General features: G+C 37.6%; 19 protein-coding genes. 8 read left to right on the top strand and 11 right to left on the bottom strand.

The window, feature by feature from the left end; translation table 11 throughout:
- Window positions 1–880 precede the first annotated feature (880 nt).
- From AC27H3_RS16435 to AC27H3_RS16420, 4 genes are all read right to left on the bottom strand, one after another.
- Complete coding sequence (locus tag AC27H3_RS16435) at window positions 881–1522, bottom strand: hypothetical protein (protein ID WP_487107853.1); 642 nt, start codon at window positions 1520–1522, stop codon at window positions 881–883.
- Between the two features lie 627 nt (window positions 1523–2149).
- A complete protein-coding gene (groL, locus tag AC27H3_RS16430) occupies window positions 2150–3808 on the bottom strand; it encodes a chaperonin GroEL (RefSeq protein ID WP_085305832.1) in 1659 nt (552 codons plus the stop codon).
- A gap of 71 nt (window positions 3809–3879) precedes the next feature.
- Window positions 3880–4170, bottom strand: coding sequence for a co-chaperone GroES (locus tag AC27H3_RS16425; protein ID WP_085305830.1), 291 nt, complete (start codon window positions 4168–4170; stop codon window positions 3880–3882).
- A gap of 108 nt (window positions 4171–4278) precedes the next feature.
- Complete coding sequence (locus AC27H3_RS16420; RefSeq protein ID WP_487107852.1) at window positions 4279–4788, bottom strand: FxsA family protein; 510 nt, start codon at window positions 4786–4788, stop codon at window positions 4279–4281.
- Window positions 4789–5040: 252 nt separating this feature from the next.
- Between AC27H3_RS16420 and AC27H3_RS16415 the strand changes: the two genes are divergently transcribed.
- Window positions 5041–6903: a protein-disulfide reductase DsbD gene (locus tag AC27H3_RS16415; RefSeq protein ID WP_487107851.1), complete on the top strand. Its 1863-nt coding sequence runs from the start codon at window positions 5041–5043 to the stop codon at window positions 6901–6903.
- A gap of 116 nt (window positions 6904–7019) precedes the next feature.
- On the opposite strand, the gene AC27H3_RS16410 is transcribed toward AC27H3_RS16415, so the two are convergent.
- From AC27H3_RS16410 to AC27H3_RS16400, 3 genes are read right to left on the bottom strand one after another with little or no spacing between them, the layout of a single operon-like run.
- A complete protein-coding gene (locus AC27H3_RS16410; RefSeq protein ID WP_487107850.1) occupies window positions 7020–9455 on the bottom strand; it encodes a bifunctional diguanylate cyclase/phosphodiesterase in 2436 nt (811 codons plus the stop codon).
- Window positions 9456–9463: 8 nt separating this feature from the next.
- Window positions 9464–10693 carry a hypothetical protein gene (locus AC27H3_RS16405; RefSeq protein WP_487107849.1) on the bottom strand — a complete coding sequence of 410 codons (1230 nt, stop codon included), beginning with the start codon at window positions 10691–10693 and terminating at the stop codon, window positions 9464–9466.
- Complete coding sequence (locus AC27H3_RS16400; protein WP_487107848.1) at window positions 10665–11117, bottom strand: type 2 periplasmic-binding domain-containing protein; 453 nt, start codon at window positions 11115–11117, stop codon at window positions 10665–10667. The genes AC27H3_RS16405 and AC27H3_RS16400 overlap by 29 nt, the downstream gene beginning before the upstream one ends.
- 289 nt (window positions 11118–11406) lie before the next feature.
- Between AC27H3_RS16400 and aroQ the strand changes: the two genes are divergently transcribed.
- The 4 genes from aroQ to AC27H3_RS16380 all read left to right on the top strand — a co-directional run bounded on the left by aroQ (window position 11407) and on the right by AC27H3_RS16380 (window position 14006).
- Window positions 11407–11859 carry a type II 3-dehydroquinate dehydratase gene (gene aroQ, locus AC27H3_RS16395; RefSeq protein ID WP_487107847.1) on the top strand — a complete coding sequence of 151 codons (453 nt, stop codon included), beginning with the start codon at window positions 11407–11409 and terminating at the stop codon, window positions 11857–11859.
- 70 nt (window positions 11860–11929) lie between these two features.
- Complete coding sequence (gene accB / locus AC27H3_RS16390) at window positions 11930–12373, top strand: acetyl-CoA carboxylase biotin carboxyl carrier protein (protein WP_487107846.1); 444 nt, start codon at window positions 11930–11932, stop codon at window positions 12371–12373.
- Between the two features lie 23 nt (window positions 12374–12396).
- Complete coding sequence (accC, locus tag AC27H3_RS16385) at window positions 12397–13743, top strand: acetyl-CoA carboxylase biotin carboxylase subunit (protein ID WP_487107845.1); 1347 nt, start codon at window positions 12397–12399, stop codon at window positions 13741–13743.
- An 89-nt stretch (window positions 13744–13832) separates the two neighbouring features.
- On the top strand, window positions 13833–14006 hold the full coding sequence (locus AC27H3_RS16380) for an oxidoreductase-like domain-containing protein (RefSeq protein ID WP_487107844.1): 174 nt from the start codon (window positions 13833–13835) through the stop codon (window positions 14004–14006).
- 185 nt (window positions 14007–14191) lie between these two features.
- Here the strand turns inward: AC27H3_RS16380 and AC27H3_RS16375 are convergent, their stop codons facing one another.
- Both AC27H3_RS16375 and AC27H3_RS16370 read right to left on the bottom strand, forming a co-directional pair.
- Window positions 14192–15379 carry a multidrug effflux MFS transporter gene (locus AC27H3_RS16375; RefSeq protein ID WP_487107843.1) on the bottom strand — a complete coding sequence of 396 codons (1188 nt, stop codon included), beginning with the start codon at window positions 15377–15379 and terminating at the stop codon, window positions 14192–14194.
- A 15-nt stretch (window positions 15380–15394) separates the two neighbouring features.
- Window positions 15395–16846, bottom strand: coding sequence for an aminotransferase-like domain-containing protein (locus AC27H3_RS16370; RefSeq protein ID WP_487107842.1), 1452 nt, complete (start codon window positions 16844–16846; stop codon window positions 15395–15397).
- A gap of 169 nt (window positions 16847–17015) precedes the next feature.
- Here AC27H3_RS16370 and AC27H3_RS16365 point away from each other — a divergent pair, with 169 nt between their 5' ends.
- Together AC27H3_RS16365 and AC27H3_RS16360 are read left to right on the top strand one after the other, a co-directional pair.
- A complete protein-coding gene (locus AC27H3_RS16365) occupies window positions 17016–18011 on the top strand; it encodes a DMT family transporter (RefSeq protein WP_487107841.1) in 996 nt (331 codons plus the stop codon).
- A 241-nt stretch (window positions 18012–18252) separates the two neighbouring features.
- On the top strand, window positions 18253–20160 hold the full coding sequence (locus tag AC27H3_RS16360) for an alpha/beta hydrolase family protein (protein WP_487107840.1): 1908 nt from the start codon (window positions 18253–18255) through the stop codon (window positions 20158–20160).
- Between the two features lie 111 nt (window positions 20161–20271).
- Here the strand turns inward: AC27H3_RS16360 and speB are convergent, their stop codons facing one another.
- Both speB and AC27H3_RS16350 read right to left on the bottom strand, forming a co-directional pair.
- Complete coding sequence (gene speB / locus AC27H3_RS16355; RefSeq protein WP_487107839.1) at window positions 20272–21090, bottom strand: agmatinase; 819 nt, start codon at window positions 21088–21090, stop codon at window positions 20272–20274.
- Window positions 21091–21479: 389 nt separating this feature from the next.
- A complete protein-coding gene (locus AC27H3_RS16350) occupies window positions 21480–23915 on the bottom strand; it encodes a zinc-dependent metalloprotease (protein ID WP_487107838.1) in 2436 nt (811 codons plus the stop codon).
- 259 nt (window positions 23916–24174) lie between these two features.
- Between AC27H3_RS16350 and AC27H3_RS16345 the strand changes: the two genes are divergently transcribed.
- Complete coding sequence (locus AC27H3_RS16345; RefSeq protein WP_487107837.1) at window positions 24175–25143, top strand: class 1 fructose-bisphosphatase; 969 nt, start codon at window positions 24175–24177, stop codon at window positions 25141–25143.
- Window positions 25144–25277: the final 134 nt, after the last annotated feature.

Genomic DNA, 25277 nt, shown 5'->3' with positions numbered 1-25277 from the left:
TACTTACTTTATGTGGCTATAAGCAGCCTATCTAACAACTAAAAGATACCCTAGAGCTTCCTAAATGGATCTGTAAGCGTAATTTTAAAGGCTAGGCAGGCAATCATACTGGTGGTGAATCAAGACATCTAAAAATGGCTTACAGAAGGCAAATTATTAAAGCACTCTACAAGCTCGAAACCTGATTACATATCACAGCTAAATACACTTTAATCGAGTCGCTATCACCTGAAATTACAGTGAAAAGCATTAACTTCAACACCATCACTAAACACTTGATTAATAAACAATAATTAATGTCCCTCACCTATGGGTAGAAAACTAAAAGAAAAGAAAAAGATATCTATAAGATAACTATAAGATAGCCATAGAATTAATTACATATATCTACATTACTATCATTACTATAAGACGCATTAAGGGGGCACTTATAGTTAGTATTGGGGGTAAGGGGGCTTAACTTTAAGATAACATTAGGCTCTTATAGTCATTTAACTTTGTAATAATATTATTAAGTAAATTACTAGGTCTTAAAGCTCTCTTAAGGTTGGAATGAAGCTTCTAATAACATTGATAATTACTGTTAATTTAATTGAGTAAATAAAGCTCTAGATAATGTTAATGAGCTTTAAGTTGTACTTAAAAATCAACTTATAACTATTAATTTTAATCTAAAGGACATAAAGGCTGTAAAACGATATGTGACCTCAATTACTGCAAATATTTTACAGTGCGCTTTTCTTTGCTTAGTATCGACACTTACTTTATTTAAATAAGGCTTTGTATTGACCGATAGTACTCACTGCTCAAAGCGACCTGCGAGAAAATGCCGAAGCCTATTATTATAGACCACCTGATTAGATATGAGCTACTAAGTCAATCAACTTGAACGGTTGATTTCCCTATTATCTAATACTTTTTGTACTCTAAGCCATTTCATTCCAAAAATCCCTATAAGAATCAGACTAATTACAATCAAAATTGCTAAGATAAACCTTAATGATTTTATATTAGAATCCATAGAATCTAAGTTGTCGGTTTTAATTTGTAAAGACGTTATTTCATCCCGAAGCTTTGAACTATCTTTATCAAACTTAGAAATATGTCCCTCAGCAAGTTCTATATTATTTTTTATTGATTCAAATAATACTTCTTGCTTCTTTAAGTTCTTAGATAGGCTGGTGATATCATCAAAGCACGTTTGTATCGACAGAGTGAAATTATCTAAATCACCACTTTTTTTTCCTTTAAGTGCATGCGCTAACTTTGTTGAATGGTTGCATGATTCAGGTAATTTTTGATTCTTAATATAACTCAGTAAATTTATAATACCTTCTCGCATTATTGATTGTTCGGCTAACTTCGACTCAACTCTTTCTGACTCTCTAAACACTTCTATGTTCAACTTGTTCAACTCTTCAGCCTTTGTGTAATAAAAACCAATGCTAAACACAAGCATTACCAAACCTAATGAGAACATCATGACATTAAAATTATTGGTTGCAGGAATAGGTAAACTCATAAATAACCCTTGATGTGTTTTAGTGAATATTTGAATTGGTCAATGATAGAGGCAGCGATAAAAATATAGTAGGTATCGACTAATTTACTATGAGCAATTGTTTAAGAGAAAGCACTATATCCTACTTACGCTCAAATCGCCTACAGCAGAATCCCCTAAATAATTAAAGCACAATTAACATGTAAGCGCATATTTTTAAACGTTATCTAGAACAATTAAAGACATCAAATGTAGCAGCCAATATAGTTGAAATACAATAGTCCTTACCTATTTAACGCAGAGAATAATTCTTCCTTAATATCTTACGATTCACAATTAATATAAATGACTATGCAGATTAATTAAACATGATGGATACAATAACAGTACTATCATCCCCTATCGTTTTTTTGAGAAATTAGATAGCTTACAAGACCTCTAGTAGCCCTTTCTACCATCATAAAGAAGACAAAAAAAAGCGCTGAGATTAAACTCAACGCCTTTCGTATTTTCGTATTAGCGTAATCAATTACCTAATTAAATTCACTGTGTACTTTTGTGTACCTTTTGGATACTTTAGTGTGTACCTTTCTGTATACTTCAACTGTAAGCTATTGATTTTACTAGGGTGTTATTTTGATGTTTTTATTACATCATGCCGCCCATTCCACCCATACCACCCATGCCGCCCATATCAGGCATACCACCAGCAGCGCCAGCGTCTTTCACTGGTGCGTCTGTGATCATGGCTTCTGTTGTTAGCATTAAGCCGGCAACTGAGGCTGCAAATTGTAGTGCGCTACGTGTTACTTTCGTTGGGTCAAGTATACCCATTTCTAGCATATCGCCGTAAGTGCTGTTGCCAGCATTGTATCCGTAGTTACCTGTACCGCCGTTACGTACTTCGTTTAATACAACTGAAGCTTCGTCGCCTGAGTTAGTCGCGATTTGACGTAAAGGAGCCGACATAGCACGAATTGCAACGTTAATACCGTGCGTTTGGTCTTCGTTGATACCTTCTAAGTCTTTAATAGCGTCTGCTGCGCGAACAAGAGCAACACCACCACCAGCAACTACACCTTCTTCAACCGCTGCACGAGTTGCATGTAATGCATCTTCTACACGGGCTTTTTTCTCTTTCATTTCAACTTCAGTAGCAGCACCAATTTTGATAACAGCAACACCGCCAGCTAATTTAGCTAAACGTTCTTGAAGTTTCTCTTTGTCGTAATCAGAAGAAGAGTCTTCAATTTGACCACGAATTTGCGCAACGCGAGACTGAATTTCAGCTTCTTCACCAATACCGTCAATAATTGTTGTGTTGTCTTTTGAGATAACAACACGTTTTGCTTGACCTAAATCTTCTAATGTTGCTTTTTCAAGCTCCATGCCAATTTCTTCAGAAATTACAGTACCAGCAGTTAATGTAGCAATGTCTTGTAACATAGCTTTACGACGGTCGCCAAAACCAGGTGCTTTAACTGCAGCAACTTTCACGATACCGCGCATGTTGTTTACTACTAATGTTGCAAGCGCTTCGCCTTCAACATCTTCAGCAATAATTAATAGTGGCTTACCTGCTTTAGCAACACCTTCAAGTGTTGTTAGCAATTCGCGAATGTTTGATACTTTTTTGTCTACTAATAAAATGAATGGGTTTTCTAATTCAACCGCACCACTTTCTTGGTTGTTAATGAAGTATGGTGATAAGTAACCACGGTCAAACTGCATACCTTCAACAACGTCTAGCTCATCAGTTAATGCTTGGCCTTCTTCAACAGTAATAACACCTTCAGTGCCTACTTTTTCCATTGCTGTAGCAATGATTTTACCAACAGTTTCGTCAGAGTTAGCAGAGATAGTACCTACTTGTTCAATGGCTTTGTTGTCAGCACATTCTTGCGATAAACCTTTAAGTGCTTCAACGGCAGCAATAACTGCTTTGTCGATACCACGTTTAAGATCCATTGGGTTCATACCTGCAGCAATCGACTTTAAACCTTCGTTTACAATCGCTTGCGCTAATACAGTCGCCGTAGTTGTACCGTCACCAGCTTCATCATTGGCTTTAGAAGCAACTTCTTTCACCATTTGTGCGCCCATGTTTTCGAATTTATCTTCCAATTCGATTTCTTTCGCAACAGATACACCATCTTTAGTGATTGTTGGGCCGCCAAATGATTTATCTAACACTACGTTACGGCCTTTTGGACCTAATGTAACTTTTACTGCATCTGCTAGTACGTTAACGCCTTTAAGCATTTTTGCGCGGGCGTCGTTACCAAATAATACGTCTTTTGCTGCCATTTTCATGGTTCCTTATATTCTGTTTTGTACCGAACTTAATCCGTACAATAAAATGAGTAGAAAATTATTAATTATTCAACGATGGCTAAAATGTCAGACTCTGACAAAATTAGTACTTCTTCACCGTCAATTTTTTCAGTTTTCATGCCGTAACCTTCACTGAAGATTATTTGATCGCCAACTTTTACATCTAGTGGGCGCACGTCGCCGTTTTCTAGCATACGACCTTTGCCTACAGCAACTACTTCACCACGTGTTGATTTTTCAGCCGCACTACCTGTTAATACGATACCGCCGGCAGACTTTGACTCTATTTCTTTACGTTTGATGATCACACGATCGTGTAATGGACGAATACTCATTTCTATCTCCTGAGATGTTCAATTTAATAATTAAATTTAGGGTTTTAATTTTGTTGTTTCAGAGATGGGGATTAAATAAAACTTCACAAGCCCATCGGGTTATATTTTTTAATCTTTACGCTCAAATTCACCATCTAACGTTTGTGCTTTGTGGGGTGGCTGAATATGCGCTTGAAACGGACTATCTTTCTGGCCGGAAACGTCTTCATGTTCATAAACGTTACCTTGGTCATTAAAGTGAAAACTTTGCTGTTGGGCACTGTTAGTGTTTATATGTGATTTAACACTGCCCGCAATAGTTTGTCGCACCGCGGGAATTAATAAACTCAAACCAAGAAAATCAGTAACAAAACCCGGTGTAACTAATAACACGCCGGCAACTAATAATACTAAGCCAGTAACAATTTCATCAGAGGGCATTTGCCCTTGAGCCATTTTTGTTTGTACCGAATTTAAGGTTGCTATGCCTTGTTGTCGAACATACTTCGCCCCTACCCATGCAGTTAAAATAACAATGGCAATAGTTGGCCAAACACCTAGCACAGCTCCAACCTGCATTAAAACAGTGATTTCAATAATAGGAATAATAATAAAAAATATAAATAACAGGCGAAACATGAGCGCTCCTAAAAATCTTTAATGAAACTAATATGGGGGTTATCGGGTCTTTTTCAAGCAAGTAAGCTGTTTAACTATTTTCATTGGGTTTGTATCCTTTATACTGACACCTTACTCAATGAAAAATATTAGCGTAAACTAATAAAATTAGAGTTGCTCGGTTATGCAACTTTCTTGACGTTATCACTTTGAACATCCAGCAAGGTGGTTATCTTTATGTAAACTGGATCAACGAGTTTTAAAATAACGGTTATGAAAAAAGTAGTTACTGTTCTTTGGTTAATCCTTACAAGCTTTTCTTTTGCTATGTCGCCCATTGCAAATGCTCAGGAATCTATTTTTAGCTCTCCTGCCTCACTTTTCAGCAATGATGACGAATTTTTAAAAATTGATAAGGCATTTATTTTTGATTTTCATCAACAAAAAAACAAGCTGCAAGTTAGCTTTAATATTGCTGATGGTTATTACTTGTATCGTCATCAGTTCAAGTTTACCACCGAAAACGCCACCATTATTCCGGTTATATTGCCTGAAGGTGAGCATCATGAAGATGAGTTTTTTGGTGTGCAACAAATATTCACCGGCCAACTAGACTTTACTATTGATATTACTGAAGCTAAAAGCGATGCAAATATTACCATTCGTTATCAGGGCTGTGCTGATAAAGGCTTATGTTATCCACCAACAAAGAAAACGCTTGATTTAAGTGAGGTTGAATTAACAACTGCCTTTACAAACTCTACCACTAGTGCTGAAAATATTTTGTCGGCACTTAACAGCCCAAATGCCGAAGCGGTTAAAGCGTTAGCAGCTAATTCAGTTGATAGTTCAGCTGATAGCAGCGAGCAACATCAATTAGTCGACATGTTAAAAAGTGACAGTGTTTGGCTAACACTCGTGGCATTTTTTATCGGGGGGTTACTATTATCTTTTACCCCTTGTGTTTTCCCTATGTATCCGATTTTAACCGGCATTATTGTCGGCCAAGGTAACAAGCTTTCAACAAAACGCGCTTTCGCTTTATCTTTTGCATACGTGCAAGGCATGGCAGTTACTTACACTTTACTCGGTATTGTTGTCGCCATTGCTGGTGCGCAATTTCAAGCGATGTTTCAGCACCCGATTGTACTTATCGTGTTAAGTGTATTATTTATATTTTTGGCACTTTCTATGTTTGGACTGTTTAATTTAGCATTGCCAAGTAGTTGGCAGAATAAGTTAAATCAGTTAAGCAGCAATCAAAAAGGTGGTTCTTATTTTGGTGTGCTTGTTATGGGGGCTATTTCAGGCTTGGTTGCCTCACCTTGCACCACAGCGCCGTTAACAGGTGCTTTGTTATACATTTCACAATCAGGCGATATATTACTAGGAGCATCAGCGCTTTATGCGTTGAGTTTAGGTATGGGACTACCTCTGCTTGTATTAGGAAGCTCGGGCGGCAAACTGTTACCTAAAGCAGGTAATTGGATGACTGTAATTAAAAACATCTTTGGCTTATTACTACTCGCCGTACCAATATTTTTACTTGAACGTTTTTTACCTGTAATTATTATCAACGTATTGTGGATGGTACTTATTTTAGCAACCGCAGGTTATTTTTATACGGTTAATCAAGATACGAAAAAAACCTTTGGCTTTGGTCTGCGCAGCATTTTAATCTTTTTAATCTTCTTTATTGGAGCAAACAAAGCCTATCAACTAGTTTATCCAACAACAAATACCGCTATGTCGAAGCAATCTCACCTTATTGAATTTGAGCATGTTAAGAATCTAACTGAGATGAATCAAGCAATTGCAAAAGCCAATGCACAAGGGAAAACCGTTATGGTTGACCTGTATGCCGACTGGTGTGCAGCCTGTAAAGAGTTTGAAGAATATACTTTTTTTGAAAGTAATGTGCAAAAAGCACTTTCTAACTCAGTGTTATTGCAAGTTGATTTAACCGATACGGGCTCAAAAGATAGTATAGAGTTGATGTCTACCTTTGATGTTTTTGGCTTACCATCAATTTTATTCTTTGACTTAAACGCTAACGAATTACTACAACGTAGGGTGACAGGGTTTATGGCTGCCGAAGAGTTTGCTGCTCATGTAAATAAAACCTTTGCATTATGATTAACAAACTTAGGCGTTAAGCCTTCACTGGTAAGGTAATACTTTATAAACTTCCAAAATAAAAGCGCCAATTGGCGCTTTTATTTTAAATAGCAAAATCTGGTAAACTAGCTTAACTACGAGCTTGTACTTACATTAACTCGCCAATTACCATCAATAATTTCTCGATTAATAAATTCGATTAAGTCTGCTTCAGGTATAGGTTTTGAAAAGTAATAACCTTGAATAAGATCACAGTCATTTTCTGTTAAGGTGCGTAACTGAGCTTGTGTTTCTACGCCTTCAGCAATAACGGTTAAACCTAAGTTTTTTACCATAGCAATTGTTGACATAATAATTTGAAAATCAGCATGGTTTTCTAACATGCCAACGATAAAGCTTCTATCTATTTTAATCACGTCAACAGGCATACGCTTTAAATAAGTTAATGATGAATAACCTGTACCGAAATCGTCAATAGCAAAACTAAAACCGATGCTTCTAAGCGCATCCATGGTCACAATAGCTTTATCAATATCTTTCACCAAGGTATGTTCAGTCAGTTCAAGTTCAAAGTTTTCTGCATTTAATTTAAATTCTTCGAGTAAATCTTCTAGGAAGCGATGTAAATTTACATCAGCGAATTGGGCTGCAGACAAATTGATAGCAATAATGATATCGCCAAGCCCTGCCGCTCGCATTTCATCATAAAGTTCAAAACAGCGTCGAATAACCCAATAACCTAGATCGATCATATGCTCTGAGTTTTCTAACAATGGAATGAAATCGTCAGGTGATACCATTCCACGCTCAGGGTGTTTCCAGCGCAACAAGGCTTCAAAACCATGAACTTTGTTAGTTTTGGCTGCTAATTGAGGCTGCAAACTTAAACTAAATTGCCCTTTCGCTAGTGCTTGTTTAACTTCCCCTTCCATCATCACGCGATGAGCGACACGTTGGAACATATCTCCATGATAAATAAAGTAACGATCTCCACCATATTCTTTGGCTTCGTACATAGCAATATCGGCATGGCTTACAAGCTCACTCGCTTTTATATCGAGCCCTTCAGTCATGGCAATCCCAATACTACAAGTTACATAAAACATTGCCGAGTTTACTTTTATTGGTGCTTGAAAGCTTTTTAAAATTGCTTTAGCTAACTCTTCTGCCACTTCATTAGAGGTGTTTTCATTTAATAAAACAACAAACTCATCGCCACCAAACCGACAAGACATACCAATATTTGTTACACTGAGGTTTATTCTGTTGGCCGCCTCAACCAATAACTTATCGCCTTCGCCATGACCATGACTATCGTTCACTTTCTTAAAGTCATCTAAATCAAGAAATAAAATCCCGACATTAACATTATTACTGCTTTTGTTATTTAATTGTTTGCGTAATTGAAAATTCAGCATATTGCGATTAGGTAAGCCTGTTAACAGGTCATACATAGCAATATTCTCTAATTCCTTAGTTTTTTGTGTTACTTCAATATTTAACTGTTCTAATTCATAGCTTAAATCGGTTGTGGCATTAATTAATACATCAATTTCATCAGGAAAAACTTTTGATTGAGTTATTTGTACAGCCCGAAATTGGTCAAATTTTTTGCGTGCAAGTAATGGCAGTATATCTGACAGTATTAATAGCCTTTTAGTAAAAGGCCCAGCCACAAAATTTACTAATAGCGCTAGAATAATAAAAATGGTTAGCGTAGATAAAATAAACTGCATGCGATAAGTCTGATATTTATCTGTAAAAGAGCTGACATTATCAACTTGTGCCATATAGAAATCTTGCGACGGTGAAGACGCTAATTCCAACATATTAATTAAATAGCTATTTTGTTGATACTCAACTTGCAAGCCTGATTCTTTTACTGTCGCTAACAAGTCAGAGGGTTCATTTAATCTAAATAGTGCATACATGAGATGTGTAGCCGACGAGGTTATAATATTGGCTTGTGCTAAAGTTACATCTTGTGACTTATCAAAAGCAACAATGGCAATTTGGTTTTCAAGCGCTTGATTAATCGCATACACAACATCTACCAAAGATATGGCCATAGTAACAATTGCCATATCTCCTTTAGCATTCAATATAGGAATCGACACTAACTGTTGGCATTGCTCTACACAACTTAAGTAATGAACTGGCGCATAAGTTTCTTGAACATTCTTGACGCTATGCATAACTTGTTGAGTATATGGAGCTGATTGATAGATAGGTTGTAATTCAGCTGACATTAACCATATATTTTCAACATTGTGGTTAATTTGTAGAGCATCAAACTGCTGTTCTAGTGCTTGAGCTGCACGGTCAAAGTTATTTTGATTTTTAAGCTGAATAAGATCAGTAAAAGATTCTAACCAACTACGTATTTGCTCTCTAACAAGTTTACTTTGTGTTTCAAACTGAACATGACCTTGGCGTAATTTATTACTTTGGTATTGAGAAAACTCTTGATCTAACCTAGCAACTGATAATACAGAAATAGATAAGCTCAGTAATAATAAAGCACTAACAACAAGTGCGAATAGCTTAACACTTACACTTACAAAGCTCATTTTCATCACTAAAACCAATACATAAATTGAATAGCCCAAACCTGCCAGTTTTTGCTATTGTTGGCGATAGGATCAGGTTGGACAATAGGCGATAACCTCGCTGTGCCTTCTACCCAATGATATTCAGCATTTACTCGAAAATTATTGGTAAAATCGTAAGACATCCCAAGCATTAAATCATTGTGAAAGGCAAAGTAAGATGGAACTAACCCGCCAGAAACTTGCGCTAACTTGCTGCCATTTTTATCATCTTTATTGCTATAGTACCTTTCAGTTCTAAGCTGAACAGATAAGTCGTTATCTACTTGATACCTAGCCTGTAAGTAATAACCTTGACCTATTTGATCTCGGTGAAAACCAGGGAAATAAAACCCTTGTGTTACAAGTCTTTCTTGAATAATTTCTGCACTTAACTGCCAGAACTCACCTTCATAAAGTGCATTGGCGGTATAAAATTGTAAAGTAAAATCACTATTAACGTATGCATCCTTCTGTGCAGAGTGGTAGCTAAACGAAGCATCGTTAGCAGACAGACCAAACTGCCAAGCCGAAAAACTAGGACGCCAATAAATGCTTAATTGCGCATCTAAATCATGTTTCAGTTGGCCTTGCGCTTGCTTTCCTGCAATTATGTCGACCTGCTTACCTGAAATAGGGCTCTTCCCTCGGCTAAAGTTAAGATCAAACTCACCTAATTCGTCATTATTATATTTCACTTTAACTGCTGCGCCATCACCACCGACAGCTAGATCACGCAAACCATCGAAATAAGTCACTTGAGAAATAATAATAGAAGGTCGCGCGAAAGGAATATCGCGAGCGCTCGAATAGAGCCAATGATTATTCTTTACTCGTCCAAAATAAAAGCTTGTTTGCCAATTTTCGTTATGTGCAGCATCCCATTCTAGAAGTAAGTAATCAATTCTTGAACCTGCTGCATATCTATTACCACCATTTAAATAAACCGCCTGTCCAGCAAGGCGAAAGTCGTCATTGAGTTGATATGAAGCGTTAATACCCACTTCTGTTAATTCTAATGAAATATTCTCACTCTCGTTAACGAAGTTACTATTATCTACATCAATAATCCCTTGTGCCACAAAGCCATGAACCTGCAAAGGATCAACGTTAACCTCAGCAGCATTAAGGCCGACTGAAAAACATAAACTACAAGCTGAAATAAAGATGGATTGATTAAAATGAGCTGGTTTAATCCTCAACTTTAATGATGTTAACATTCTTGACCTCCGATATATTTTCCACGTAACCAATAGCACCTTTAGTGTTTTTAACAGCTTCGATAAGCGCTTGCTGTGTATCCACTTCGATCGGCGCTACACCATAGCCAGAAAAGGTTAGCTTGTGCCATATTCGGTCAAGTTGGTAAGGAAATAAACGTAACTGCTCTCGACAAAATTGTTGATGAAGGGGATTTTTACTTGCTAAGACGTAAACGACTATAGGAATACCATTTTGCCAATGGACTTGCCTCATAGAATAAATGCGACGCAACTGGGCAACCGATAATGAAGTGGTATCAGCTGTTAAGTTTGAAATAATATTTATTGCACTCACTTTGGAACTAAACAACAAAGTAATGACAATAATATAACTAAATATGGTTTTAATATTTTCTTCCTTGTGATCAACAGGAGAGAACACGACAACATTTAACTAACAGTTTCCAGAGCAGTACCTAGTTAAATCAATGAATTAATTAAATTTCCTATTGCGTTTATTTTAGTAAATTTATTACAACTTACCTAATATTTATAACTTTTTTTTAGCTCACAAGTCATTAGACCAGTATTTTGCTGCTATATTCTGCGAAAACACTATAATAATCGTCAAATGAGTTTAATTTTGGTTTTAGACCAATTTTAATACAATCTCAAGATAAAATATGACATGATGCTATCATTACTCAATAATAAAGGTGTTTTTGCCGAAGATGACTACAAAGTTTAACATTTTAGTCCTGAATGGTCCTAACTTAAATATGTTAGGTAAGCGTGAACCTGCTATTTATGGTTCGTTATCTCTTGCTGAAATTATGGCAAGCTTAACTGACATTGCAAATGAGAAAAATGTGAGCTTAAGTCATAAACAGTCAAATGCTGAACACACGTTGCTTGATGCGATACATGCCAGTTTTGAAAAAGTAGATTTTATTATTATAAACCCAGCAGCATTCACTCACACAAGTGTGGCGCTAAGAGATGCATTATTATCAGTAAACATACCGTTTATTGAAGTGCATTTATCAAATGTGCATGCTCGTGAGGCTTTTAGACAACATTCATATTTATCAGATATTGCTGTAGGCGTAATTAGCGGTTTAGGTGCTAAGGGTTACGAATATGCTTTAGCAGCAGCAACAGATTTTTTAGAAAATAATAAATAACCACTACAAGTGCCTTAATGCACTTGAGTTTTCACACATAATTTTAATGATGATCAAAAAAGGTATTCAAATGGATATTCGTAAAATAAAAAAATTAATAGAACTAGTTGAAGAGTCGGGCATCAACGAGCTAGAAATCTCTGAAGGCGAAGAGTCAGTACGTATTAGTCGTGGTGGCACAGTTATGCAAGCTGCACCTATGATGCAAGCAGCCCCTGTAGCAGCCCCAGCACCTGTAGCGGCTCCAGTTGCAGCTGAATCTGCAGCTCCTGTTGTAACTGGTCACGTTGTTCGCTCTCCAATGGTGGGTACTTTCTATTCAGCAGGCTCGCCTGACGCTCCAGCGTTTGTAGAAGTAGGTCAACATGTTAATGCCGGTGATACATTATGTATTCTAGAAGCAATGAAGATGATGAACCAAATCGAAGCCGATAAATCAGGTGTTATCAAGCAAATTTTAGCAGTAAACGAAGACGCTATCGAATTTGATCAACCGCTATTCATCATTGAATAAGCCCAACCATTAAGGGTATTTTCATGTTAGATAAAGTTGTTATCGCCAATCGCGGCGAAATTGCCTTAAGAATATTACGCGCTTGTAAAGAGCTTGGTATTAAAACGGTTGCTGTGCACTCAACAGCCGATAAAGGCCTTAAACACGTGCTATTAGCTGACGAAACCATTTGTATTGGTAAGCCTTCAGCAATGGATAGTTACTTAAACATTCCTGCTATTATAACTGCTGCCGAAGTTACTGACGCTGTAGCTATTCACCCAGGCTATGGCTTTCTTGCAGAAAATGCAGATTTTGCTGAGCAAGTTGAAAAATCTGGTTTTGCATTTATTGGTCCTAAGGCGGAAAGTATTCGCTTAATGGGTGATAAAGTTTCTGCCATTAAAGCAATGAAAGCTGCAGGTGTTCCTTGTGTACCTGGCTCTGATGGTCCTTTAACTTCAGATGCTGAAGCTAATTTAGCCCATGGTCGCCGCATTGGTTATCCGGTTATTATCAAAGCTTCTGGTGGCGGTGGTGGTCGTGGAATGCGTGTAGTTCGTAGCGAAGAAGATTTAATTGAAGCAATTCAGTTAACCAAATCTGAAGCTCGTTCTACTTTCAATAATGATATGGTTTACATGGAAAAATTCCTTGAAAACCCACGTCACGTTGAAATTCAAATAATGGCTGATGGTCAAGGTGGAGCAATTCACTTAGGCGAACGTGATTGTTCAATGCAACGTCGTCACCAAAAAGTAGTTGAAGAAGCGCCAGCACCAGGTATTACACCTGAAATGCGTGCAAAAATTGGCGAGCGTTGTTGTAATGCTTGTATCAAAATTAACTACCGTGGTGCGGGAACATTCGAATTTCTCTACGAGAATGGTGAGTTCTACTTCATTGAAATGAATACGCGTATTCAAGTAGAGCACCCAGTTACAGAAATGGTTACCGGTGTTGACTTAATTAAAGAACAACTGCGTGTTGCAGCTGGCCAACCTTTGTCATATACGCAAGACGATATAAAAGTATCGGGCCATTCAATTGAATGTCGAATTAACGCTGAAGATCCGCGTTCTTTTATTCCATCGCCGGGTAAAATTACACGTTTTCATTCGCCAGGTGGTTTAGGTGTTCGTTGGGACTCGCACATTTATGCTGATTATTCTGTACCGCCACATTACGACTCTATGATCGGTAAATTGATCACTTGGGGTGATAATCGTGATGTCGCTATTGCTCGTATGCGTAACGCATTGAGCGAGTTGGTTATTGACGGCATTAGAACTAACATCGCTTTACATCAAGATATTTTAAGCGATCAAGGCTTCATCAATGGTGGTGCCAATATCCATTATCTTGAGAAGAAGCTTTCTGAATACGAATAAAAGCTTAGTTTTTTATTTTACAAAAAGCTCTGCGTGCAGGGCTTTTTTTATTTATAATCATTCCAAATCTATACTCAAACGAAAAAATAATGACTGAATTATTCGAAAAACCTACCCCACCTGCTGACGACGATTGTTGTGGCGGCGGTGCATGTAACCCTTGTGTTTGGGACCATTATTACGCCGAGCGAAAGAAGTGGCGCTTACAACAAGTTGAATTAAAGGCGGCGGAAGAAAGCAACAATTTACATTCGAACACCTAAATGTGAAAACTTAAGTACGAAAGCGTAAAGAAAACAGCTTAAATACCACAATTTTGAATGTTCATTTCAATTGTTATTTAAGATAATCTTCGACTTAATGTCTGTATTTCTCTTAAAATATTAGCTTAAACCTTGTTATTTTTATTGTTATTCAGCAAGGCCTGTTAAGTTGTTTGAGTGTAACTTTAAACTATGGCTTTATTTCTCTTATTTTGAAGTAACTGACATATCAAGACCAAATAAACTGGCACCACCATTAATAATACAAAAGGTAAAGTGCTACCATCGTAAAACAGCGCTAAAATTGGCCCCGCTAATGCGCCAATACCAAAGCGCAAAGTACCATTTACCGCAGTAGCAGTACCAGCATGTTCGGCAAATTCTTGTAAAACCAGTGCATCAGCATTAACCGAAATCATCGATAAACTTGCCATTAACGGTAAAACAGACAAAACGTAATACATTAACGATAACGAAAAAACATAGGCGATTAATAAGCTAGTAGCCGCTAACACTGAAAGAGCAACACCACTGTAAAGCATTTTCCTCGAGCCCATTCTGCTCACTAGTCGCGTATTGATAAAGTGTGCGATCATTAAACCAAAAACATTAAGCCCAAATAACCAACTAAACTCGAACTCAGATACCTCAAACACCGTTAAATATACAAAGGGAATAGCGGTTATATAACTAAAAAATGCTAATGATATTAATACGATACTTAGCAGATCAAATCGCGCTGCACGATTACTAAAAACAATTTTATAACGTTTGGCAATGCTATAATTCACGCTTGATTTAAGGGTTTTAACATCAGGTAAATAGAAATAACTGCAAATAAAAATTAAGGTGGCATAAGTCGCTAAGGCATAATAAATCATTTTCCAACTATCGATCAACAATAAACTGCCAATACTTGGTGCAATCATAGGTGCCAACATCATGATCATACTGACATAAGATAAACCTTTGGCTGTATCTTTACCGTAAAGTTGTCGAATAATACCTGGTACAACTACAGTCGCGGCGCTACTGATAAAGGCTTGCATAAAGCGTAATGCAATAAATTGTTCAATATTTTGTGCGAAGGTTAACGCTAAGGTCGTCAAAATAAAACCAAGCAAGCCTATCATTACTAATCGCCTGCGTGAGTATTTATCTGCCATAGGGCCAAATACAAGCAAGCCAACAGCGTAACCGAGTAAATAAACGCTAAGACTGTTTTGAACTAATGGCATTTTTGTTGAAAAATATTCAGCAATTTCTGGCATACCAGGAAGATACATATCGATAGCCAAAGGAGAAACAGCAATAATAGCGGCAAGTAAGGGTAAAATTAAACCTAATGAAATTTTTGTGCTGTGTTCGGTCACGGCTGGTTTTTCCTCTTATATTTCAGTTTCAGGGTATTCATGAACGAGTTTGCCAAGTGCTTGCACTGCATGTTCAATTTTATCACTCCACTGCACACCATAACTAATACGCATATAGTTTTTATATTTGCCTGAGGGCGAAAAAATTTCGCCGGGTGCAAAATTAACACCTTGTGAAATGGCTTGGTTAAATAGCTGGCGGGTATCAACATGAGAACGACACCTAACCCATAACACACTGCCGCCTTTAGGTTTTGAAATACACACCTGCTCTGGAAAGTGTTGAGCAATTAATGCGCGCATACGTTCGCAGTTATATCGCAAGGTTTTCCTGAGTACATGTAAGTGCCGGTCGTATTCACCGGTCATTAAATAATCACTGATTGTCCACTGTTGTAGCATTGACGTTGAACACGATTGCGCTCGCTTTATTCGCTTAGCTTTTTCTTCAAACTTACCCGGTAATAACCAACCAACTCGATAGCCCGGCGCAGCCGTTTTTGAGAAAGATGAACAGGTTAACACTAAGCCTTTTTCTGAATATAACTGTGCAGGTACAGGTCGATGTTCAGTAAAGTATAAGTCGCTATACACTTCATCTTCTATTAACGCGATATTATTGTTTTCCAGCAACCTTACCATGGTTTGTCGCTGGTTATTGGTCATCATTGATCCTAGAGGATTACTAATGGCCGTTGAAAACAAACAGGCTTTAATTGGATGTTGTTTGATAACCTTAGCTAATTCAGTAACACAGACGCCTTCTTCTGTGCAGGTATAAACTTCTAAGGCTTTCATACCCAAGCTCTCGATCAGCTCAATTAGTCCAAAAAAACAAGGTGATTCAACGGCAATAACATCTCCACGCTCAGCCACGCATTGCAAAGCGATACATAGCGCTTCTTGTGCGCCATTAGTAATAATTAAATCTTCATGATTAACCGATACACCCTGCTCTTGATAACGAAAAGCTAAATTTAAACGTAATTTAGGATCACCGTTAATTGGCCCATAACTTACTGCTTTTTCAGAAACCTTGCTCAGAACAGAGCGCATTAATCTCGCAAGCGTTTTATCTGGTGGGTGTGCATTAACCGGATTTGAAATACCTAAAGCTACGGAGTCTGGCATATGCACAGCATCATAAACTTGCTCTATTAAGCTTCGACATGATATTTCTGTAGGTTCACCACCTGCCCACTTTGCACGCATTGGCATTAACGTTCGTGCCTGCTTTGCTTGTAAATAATATCCAGATTGCGGGCGAGCATAAATGCTACCTTGGCGTTCAAGCTCAAGGTAAGCCTGCTTAACAGTAGGCACGCTTATATCAAATTGTTGGCTCAGTTTACGTAAGCTAGGTAACTTATCTCCTGGGCGAATAGCCCCCGTTTTTTCCTGTTGCTCAACGAAGTCGATAACCTGCTGATATAAAAAGTCGGAAGAAGATTTGTCAATTAGCCGCATAACTGTATAGGTTTCATTTTCATTTTTCTGTATATGTTATTACAACAACAAAAAGGTAAAATGTCTACGCTTTGCTAATTATTCGTTATTTATAAAACAAATAGCTATTTTCGTATTACTTAGTTTTTTTCACAAAAACTTTGCAGCTAATAATGCTGAGGAATTACAAATGAACAACACATTTTTATACCTAATCACCGTGTTGATATGGGGCTCAACTTGGATCGCTATTAATTACCAACTTGGCAATGTAGCACCCGAAGCTTCTATCGTTTATCGTTTTGCACTGGCTGCGATTATTTTGTTTTCTTACTGTAAAGTTAAAGGCTTAACTGTAAATTTTTCATTTCGTAATCATCTGCAATTTTTCTTTTTTGGACTAACGCTATTCAGCTTTAATTATTATTTGCTCTACTCAGCACAACAGCATATTAACTCAGCACTAACGTGTATCGCTTTTTCAATGATCATGTTTTTTAATGTTTTCAATGCCCGTATTTGGTATGGCACTAAAATAACTCATCGAGTGTACCTTGGTGGCGCACTCGGCTTATTCGGTATAATTACACTCTTTTGGCCGCAGATAAGTGATACGCAATTTGGTGCAGAAACCTTATTAGGTTTGGGGTTTTGTATAACAGGGACTGCAGTTGCTTCTACTGGCAACATGATTTCGATGCGAAATCAAAAGCAAAACTTACCACTTTTACCGGCTATGGCTTGGGGCATGGCTTACGGAGCAATTTCTATGGCAGTAATTTTTATCTTACAGGGTAAAAGTTTCAGCTTTGACTATACCTTCTCGTATGTCATTTCATTACTCTACTTAGCTATTTTTGGCTCAGTAATCGCCTTTGCTAGTTACTTAACCTTACTCAATCGTATTGGCGCACATAAAGCGTCATATGCATCAGTTATGTTCCCCGCGGTTGCCGTGATTATTTCAACAATTGTAGAAGATTTCGCTTGGACAACCTATACCATGGTTGGTTTGCTATTCATCTTAGTGGGTAACCTAGTAGTGCTAATGCGATCAAAAAAACCATTAGTAAATATTGAGCAGATTAATGATAAGCAATACAAAACTGAAGATAACGCAGCTGATCATAAAGAAACTGAACAATTAGCTATTCACGAAACGCCATTAAAGACACAACGTTTATAAGTTTGGGCTACTAAGTGTAGGCTACTTAGTTTTGGTTACTCGGCTTTAACTAAGCTTTAACTAAGCTTTAACGATTAAATTTTTGTGCACGGTTAACTTCACAGTATTTACTTTTTGCACAGCGGTACAGAATACCTTCCTATTCTGTACCGTTTTTTATTGCCTTAAAATCAATCAAAGGTATTAATTTATAAATATTTTCTGGTACTCTATTAACAAAATAAACACAATTTCAGCCCCTATGAACCGCATAATAATATTGCTATCGCTCTATATCAGCTTTACTGCTTTTGCAGAAAAAACACCACTCGAAGCCTATGGTAAATTACCTGTTGCAACTCAAATGAGACTGTCTCCAGATGGTAATTTCATTGCATTTATACGCAATCATGAAGGTGCAACTTATATAGGTGTAACTGACCGACTTAAGAAAACTACCAATTTTATTACTTACACGGATAATGAAAAATTTAAAATTGATTGGTTTCGCTGGGCAAATAATGAAATGTTACTTATCAGTGCTCATTATCCAGTACATCGTATGCATCGAAAGTATACAGAAGCACGTTTATATAAAATAAAGATTGATGGATCAGAAAAAATGCGCCAAGTCAGCGTACCTAAAAACGGAGAGCGATTCGCGCAATACCAAAACACCATAATAGATATTTTACCTAACGAGCCTAATCATATTTTAATGGAAATTGATTATAAGAATGGTAATTACCCAGATGTATATAAAATTAATTTAGAGAGAAAAAATACAAGATCACGACTCGTGCGTGGCAGGAATGACATAACTCATTGGATGACTGACCAACAACATAGGGTTAGATTAGGTTTTGGTATTGATGAAACACGTATCTTTTACACTCTCTTTGATCTAAAAAGTAAGAAATGGCGAAGAATATGGGATTATGAGATTTTTGATGCACCAGACATTACCCCTCTCGGCTTTGGTTTAAACCCTGATGAACTTTATATAAGAGCAGATCATCAAGGCCGCTATGCCATCTTTACCGTTGACCTTAGCCAAGTAGATTTGCCTCAAACTCTAATTTATGCGGATAAAGACTACGACATTGAAGGTGGTTTAATATACTCGCGTTTGAGCAACGATGTGATCGGTGTTTATCATGGCGAGTCTGAAGATAATAAAATTTACTTCAACCCTGATTATGAAAAATTTCAACAAGCATTAAATCAGGCATTTCCAAATTCAAGCACACACATTACTAGCTTCAGCGAAAATGAGCGCCAATATATATTACATACATCGAGTATGGAGTCTGCAGGGAGGTACTATTTTGGTGATCGAGACTCTGGAGAGTTACAACCACTTATCTATCAATATCCTCAGTTAAACCAAACCAATCTAAGAGGAAAAACTAAAAAAACCTATCAAGCCAGCGATGGCTTAACAATAGAAGCTTATTTGACATTACCAGAACATTTAGCCGAAGAAAATCGCCCTGCTATTATTATTCCTCACGGAGGTCCCATGAGCCGAACTTACGGGGGATTCGATTGGTTTTCTGAATTTTTTGCTAGTCGTGGCTATCTAGTATTAGAGCCTAATTTTAGGGGCTCTTCTGGTTATGGGTTCAAATTTGAAACTGCTGCTATACAAAGTTGGGGTGGTGCGATGCAAACTGACTTAGCTGACGCTGCAATCTGGTTAAGTAAGAACTATCAAGTCGACAAAAACAATATTTGTATTGTTGGCGCTAGCTACGGTGGTTATGCGGCGCTAATGGCAGCAGCTACACAACAAAGTATTTTTAAATGTGCTGTCAGCTTTGCAGGCGTATCTGACTTAGAATATCTGCTAAGAAAATCGCGCAACTTTACCAATCATAAAGTAGTAGAAAAACAAATTGGTGATGATGCTGACGTGCTCGAAAAAAATTCCCCCATTAACTTTGCCAAGAGTATAAATATTCCTGTCATGCTCATTCATGGTGATCTTGATACAGTGGTGCCGGTAGAGCACAGTCAGAAAATGTATCAAGCGTTAACGCAGAAAAATAAAGAAGTCGAGTATATTGAGCTTGAGAATGGTAATCACCATTTGAGTATTGAAAAAAACAGATTAAATACCTTAAGCTCGATAGAACGTTTTCTAGAGATACATTTACTTAAAAAATAAATACTAATAGCAGCAAAACGTATTTAGTGTTGCTGCTAATACTAGAGGTTTGAAGGGTATTGTTTTACAGCAAAGATAGCCAACGTAAGATTTACAGATTTACAACAGCACTTAAGCATTAGCCTGCAGCATTTTACCTGCAACTTCTTTTACTAATTTTGCGGCTAATTGGCTGGTCATATTGTCGATATCTTTATTTGGATTAAATTCAACTATATCAGCACCAACTAATGGCATATTAATTTGATGGATCAAGTTAATAACTTCACGGGTTGTTAAACCACCCGGCTCTCTGTGCGATACACCGGGTGCAAATGCCGGGTCAATACCGTCAATATCTAAAGATAAATATACGGGATGATCAAATACTAAAGGTTGAGCTAATGGCCAGTTTCTCATTTCTAAAGACTCAACATTAAACTTTTTTATTTGCTCATTTTGGTGCAAGTTTAAAGTTCGAATACCCACTTGTACTAAACGATCGCACAAACCGTTTTCCATAACCCGGGCAAAAGGACAAGCGTTCGAGTAGCGATTACCTTTAAAAGAGTCATACAGGTCTGAATGAGCATCTATGTGTAAAATCGACAGTTTATCAAAAAATTTACGATAACTTTTTAAGAGTGGATAACTAATACTATGATCACCACCTAAGCTTAATAAGCGCGTATTTTGAGCCAGTAACTCATCACATCGTTGCTCTATATTGTTAATAAAGTTATCTGCTGCTGCAATGTTAACATCGCCCGCATCAAGCCAAAGTGCTGACTCTCGCAGGTTAACACCTAATTCCGTCGCACCATTAAGTGAGCCATTATTAAGTACTTCACGAATTTTACCGGGCGCGAGTGCTGGGCCGCGTTCAAAAGAAGAATTATCATCAAATGGTATGCCGAGCAGCGCAACATTAAAGCTTGAATTATCTGTCATATTTTCACCTTGGAATAGCTTTTTTGGCTAACACATAGTTTAGGTTGAAACTGAGGCTGAGGCATTTTCAATTATTATCTAGAAAGTGCCTCTATCGCTGTTCAACGGTTAACGACTAGCCTATATAGGTAACCTGAACTCTGGATAAGCAGCACTTGCTCAATGTTCCCTTTTAATCCATTTTCTGCGTTAAAACGTTTATAAATAGCGCGCTATTCATAAACGTTTTGCCTTGGAAATGGCATAAAATGAAGCATTGATGATATCTATTCGTGATGTTCACCTGGCTATAGCATTTACTTTATTACCTAAGCTTTTGGTTCACTTGAGTTTCAAGCACTCATTATCCAGAGTTCAGGTTAGGTAACTAATTCATAATTATTAAGTAATTAATAGCCACCAATAGGCGAACCTGGAGGTAAGGTTATTTTTGACGCCGGCGTAAACGATTTGTCATGCGCAAGGCTGTAATTTATTTGTTGTGCTAGTAACAAAAAGTGAGCTTGGTAGCCTTTATATTTTCGCGTACTGCGTTTATCAGATAACCATTGGGTTAAATTTGTTAATGTTAAATACACTTCTGATCGAACTTCTGGCACTACATTTGTATTGTGCCAAAGCGCTAATAAATGCTCAATAAACTGCTGATTTACACGTTGTTGCACTAAAAGTTCTGTTGAGGCTTTAGGTGCTGACATCACAGTGCTTTTTACTAACTTATCTAATACAAAGCCAACAGATGGAATATCTTCATCAAGCATGGTTTGTTGTTGCAAGCGCGCTAACCGTTCAGCGTTTAGTAATAGCGAAAGCGTATGTTTGGCACTTGCTTGAGCTGCACTAATGGCATCAAACGTTAAGCCTGTTTGGCTAGTAAAACTTTCTCTGTTACGGCTATAACCGTATGCCTTAGGCGGAATCAATGCCGTTATTCTAGCGGGTAACGTTAATGTTTTTGTTGAAATGGTAGCGATTAATGCATCAAGAGCAGCAAGTTGCGCTTTCCCCGAAACCATTTTTTGTAGATTAGTAAATTGCTCGCTACGTAATTGATAACCGTAATCGACACCCGCGATAAGCTTCGCTGCCGCTTGTACTTGAAAGCGGTGAAAATTATAAATAGGCACCAACACTTGCTCAAGTTCAGACATAGGCGTGTCTATTTTTATGCTGTTTAACCCAAAATTAGCCAGTGCTTGCGCTCTTATTTCGAGTACGCGTGTTAACTCTGCTGCTGCATCTTCCCCGTTATCCCACAAGTGCCCTGTTGCATGAGCGCTTGATTGTGATCGTGCATCTGGATCTGAAACATATTGCAAACCACTTTGTTGAGTTTTAGTAACCAATTCAGCCAAAAATGAAATTTCTTTTGAGGGTGCTACGTCAGCATAACCATAAGCAACCACATATTTATCCCACACTCCAATATCCGTTGCGTAAGCATCGTCTAAACTAATAATGCCATTCTCAAGGGTGATTAATGGGTGCGGATAATCCATTACTGAGGCGCGATTATTTACACTCGCGGCAAAGTTATGCGCTATCCCCAAAGTATGCCCTACTTCATGGGCCGATAATTGTCGAATACGTGCTAAAGCCATTTCTTTCATGGCAGAAGTATCGGTATCAATACGATTAAATGGCGATGTTAACCCTAAGGCAATTAAGTAATCTTGACGGACACGCAAAGAACCCAAAGTTACATGACCTTTGATAATTTCGCCGGTGCGAGGATCAATAACCGAAGCACCATAAGACCAACCACGCGTTGCTCTGTGTACCCATTGAATAACATTGTATCGAACATCCATCGGGTCGGCGTCACTTGGTAGCATCTTCACTTGAAACGCATTTTTATAACCAATAGCAGAAAAGGCCTGATCCCACCAACGAGCACCATCTAACAAGGCACTTTTTACAGGCTCTGGCACACCAGCATCTAAATAATAAATAATGGGCTTAACGGGTTCACTCACCTTAGCAAGCGGGTTTTTCTTACTTAAACGATGACGTGGAATAATGCGCTTAATCAACGGTTCATCAATTGCGCTAGCATAATCAGCATAAGCATGTTGCCAAAAGCCACTGTAAGGGTGGAATTCGCGGGTTTTATAATTATCGTCAGGTAGCTTAATCAATGAATGGTGCAAGTTTACGGTAACGGCAGATGCATCGGGGGTTACTGAACGCAAATACTCGCCAGCTTTACTGCCTTTATAAGTTAGTGTTGCTTCTAATTCAGTGTTATTTGGAAAGGCTTTCGTGCGTTTTTTATAAACACCGCTTCTAGAAGAGTCAATCGCATAACTCCCCTGCTTAGTACGTTGCAATTGTGCTGATAAATTATGTATATCTGATAATAAAAAAGGCGTGTAATCAATTAGCGTTTTACTGTTATCTGCATTGGTGTAACTTACGTCAAAGCCCCAAATTATTGAGCTTGCAAATGCTTCATCAACAGCTTGTTGTTCTAGCTGGTTGTTTGTATTGGCTCGAAAATAGGTATTGAGTTGTCGCAGAAAAACTTTATTGCCCACGCGCTCAAAACGCACTAATCTTGTTTCGCCAAGTTGTCCGCGGTCTAAGCCAATATCATTGGAACCAATGCCATGTGGCAAGGCACTCTGAAATAAAAACTCTTGTTCAAACTGCTCAATTTCCAAGTATACCTTAGCTGTTTCATCGTCGAGATAAAAAGAAAAGTATCCTTGTTGAGCTTGTTTACCTTTAACAAATTCAGCGTAACTGGTTTTAGCTTCAGCCTGAGCATGTGCTAAAAAACCGCCAAATGTAATAATCACCAACAGCTTAATGAAAAACTTCATTTTTTATCCTTTTTTGAGTCAAACTAAGTGCGTTAGATAAACCAAGCCCTGAGCTAAAATTAAAATGATAAGAGGTACTAAATAGCGGCCTATTATTGTTATAATTGCCAAACACCCACTTGATTAATTATCAGGTAAATTATGGTTAAGTGGATATTAAATAGCACTTTCGATGCTTTGATAATACAGCAAAATGTCGAAAATTAAATACAATATGCTCTGCCATAAGAGTATGACTCTAAAGTAATTAGGTAACCCTATGCAACGATTAGCTCCCACCTTACGTGAAGATAAAGTTCCAGCAGATTTAATTTCATTGATAGAAACCATTTTAGCGGCCACAAAAGAGATCTCTTTCCTTGTTAGTCAGTCTCACTTAAGTGATGTTATGGGCTCAACCGTTGATGAAAATATTCAAGGTGAGGTACAGAAAAAACTGGATGTCGTTGCCAACGACTTATTTAAAGATATTTTATTAGAGTCAGGCTTAGTTAAAGCAATATCGTCAGAAGAAGAAGATACTTCTGTAGCTGGCGAAAAAAACGGTAAATTTATTGTTTCATTTGATCCACTAGACGGTAGTTCAAATATTGATATTAACTCTTTAGTTGGCACTATATTTTCTATTCATGAAGCACCTACTGATATGGCTGCAAGTGATCCTGATATGTTTAAACAATCAGGTATTAAACAAATTTGTGCAGGCTATGTACTTTATGGTCCGGCAACCATGTTGGTAATGACCACAGGTAAAGGCACGCACTTTTATGTTTTAGATAGAACACACGGCGGATTTTCTCTGGTTGAGCGTAATGTGCAGGTGCCACAAGATACGCAAGAGTTTGCGATTAATATGTCTAACCAACGCTTTTGGCAAGCGCCTATGCAAAATTATATCAACGACTTAGTTGCAGGTGATACCGGGCCACGCGGTAAAAACTTCAACATGCGCTGGATTGCCGCTATGGTTGGCGATATTCATCGTGTATTAACACGAGGCGGTTTATTTACTTACCCTGCTGATAATAAAAACCCAGAAAAACCTTATAAATTGCGTTTAATGTATGAAGCCAACCCAATGAGCTTCTTAATTGAACAAGCCGGTGGCTTAGCTATGACCAGCAAAGGTCGCATTATGGATATACAGCCAACAGATATTCACCAACGAGTTGAAGTTATTATGGGCTCGAAAAATGAAGTAGAAGCCTGTTTAGCCTACTACCAATAAAGCTTAAACTACCGCATAGTTATAAGCTCAAAATACACCTTAAAACACCTGAATCCATCAGGTGTTTTTATTTATATTTATTATGACCTTACCCTAAACTAGTCAAAACAATTTGTTACAACACAAAACTACAT

This window comes from Colwellia sp. NW0002-52-1 (assembly GCF_057550865.1).
Note: the sequence above shows the minus strand (reverse complement) of the source record. Positions and strands in the feature narration are given on the sequence as shown.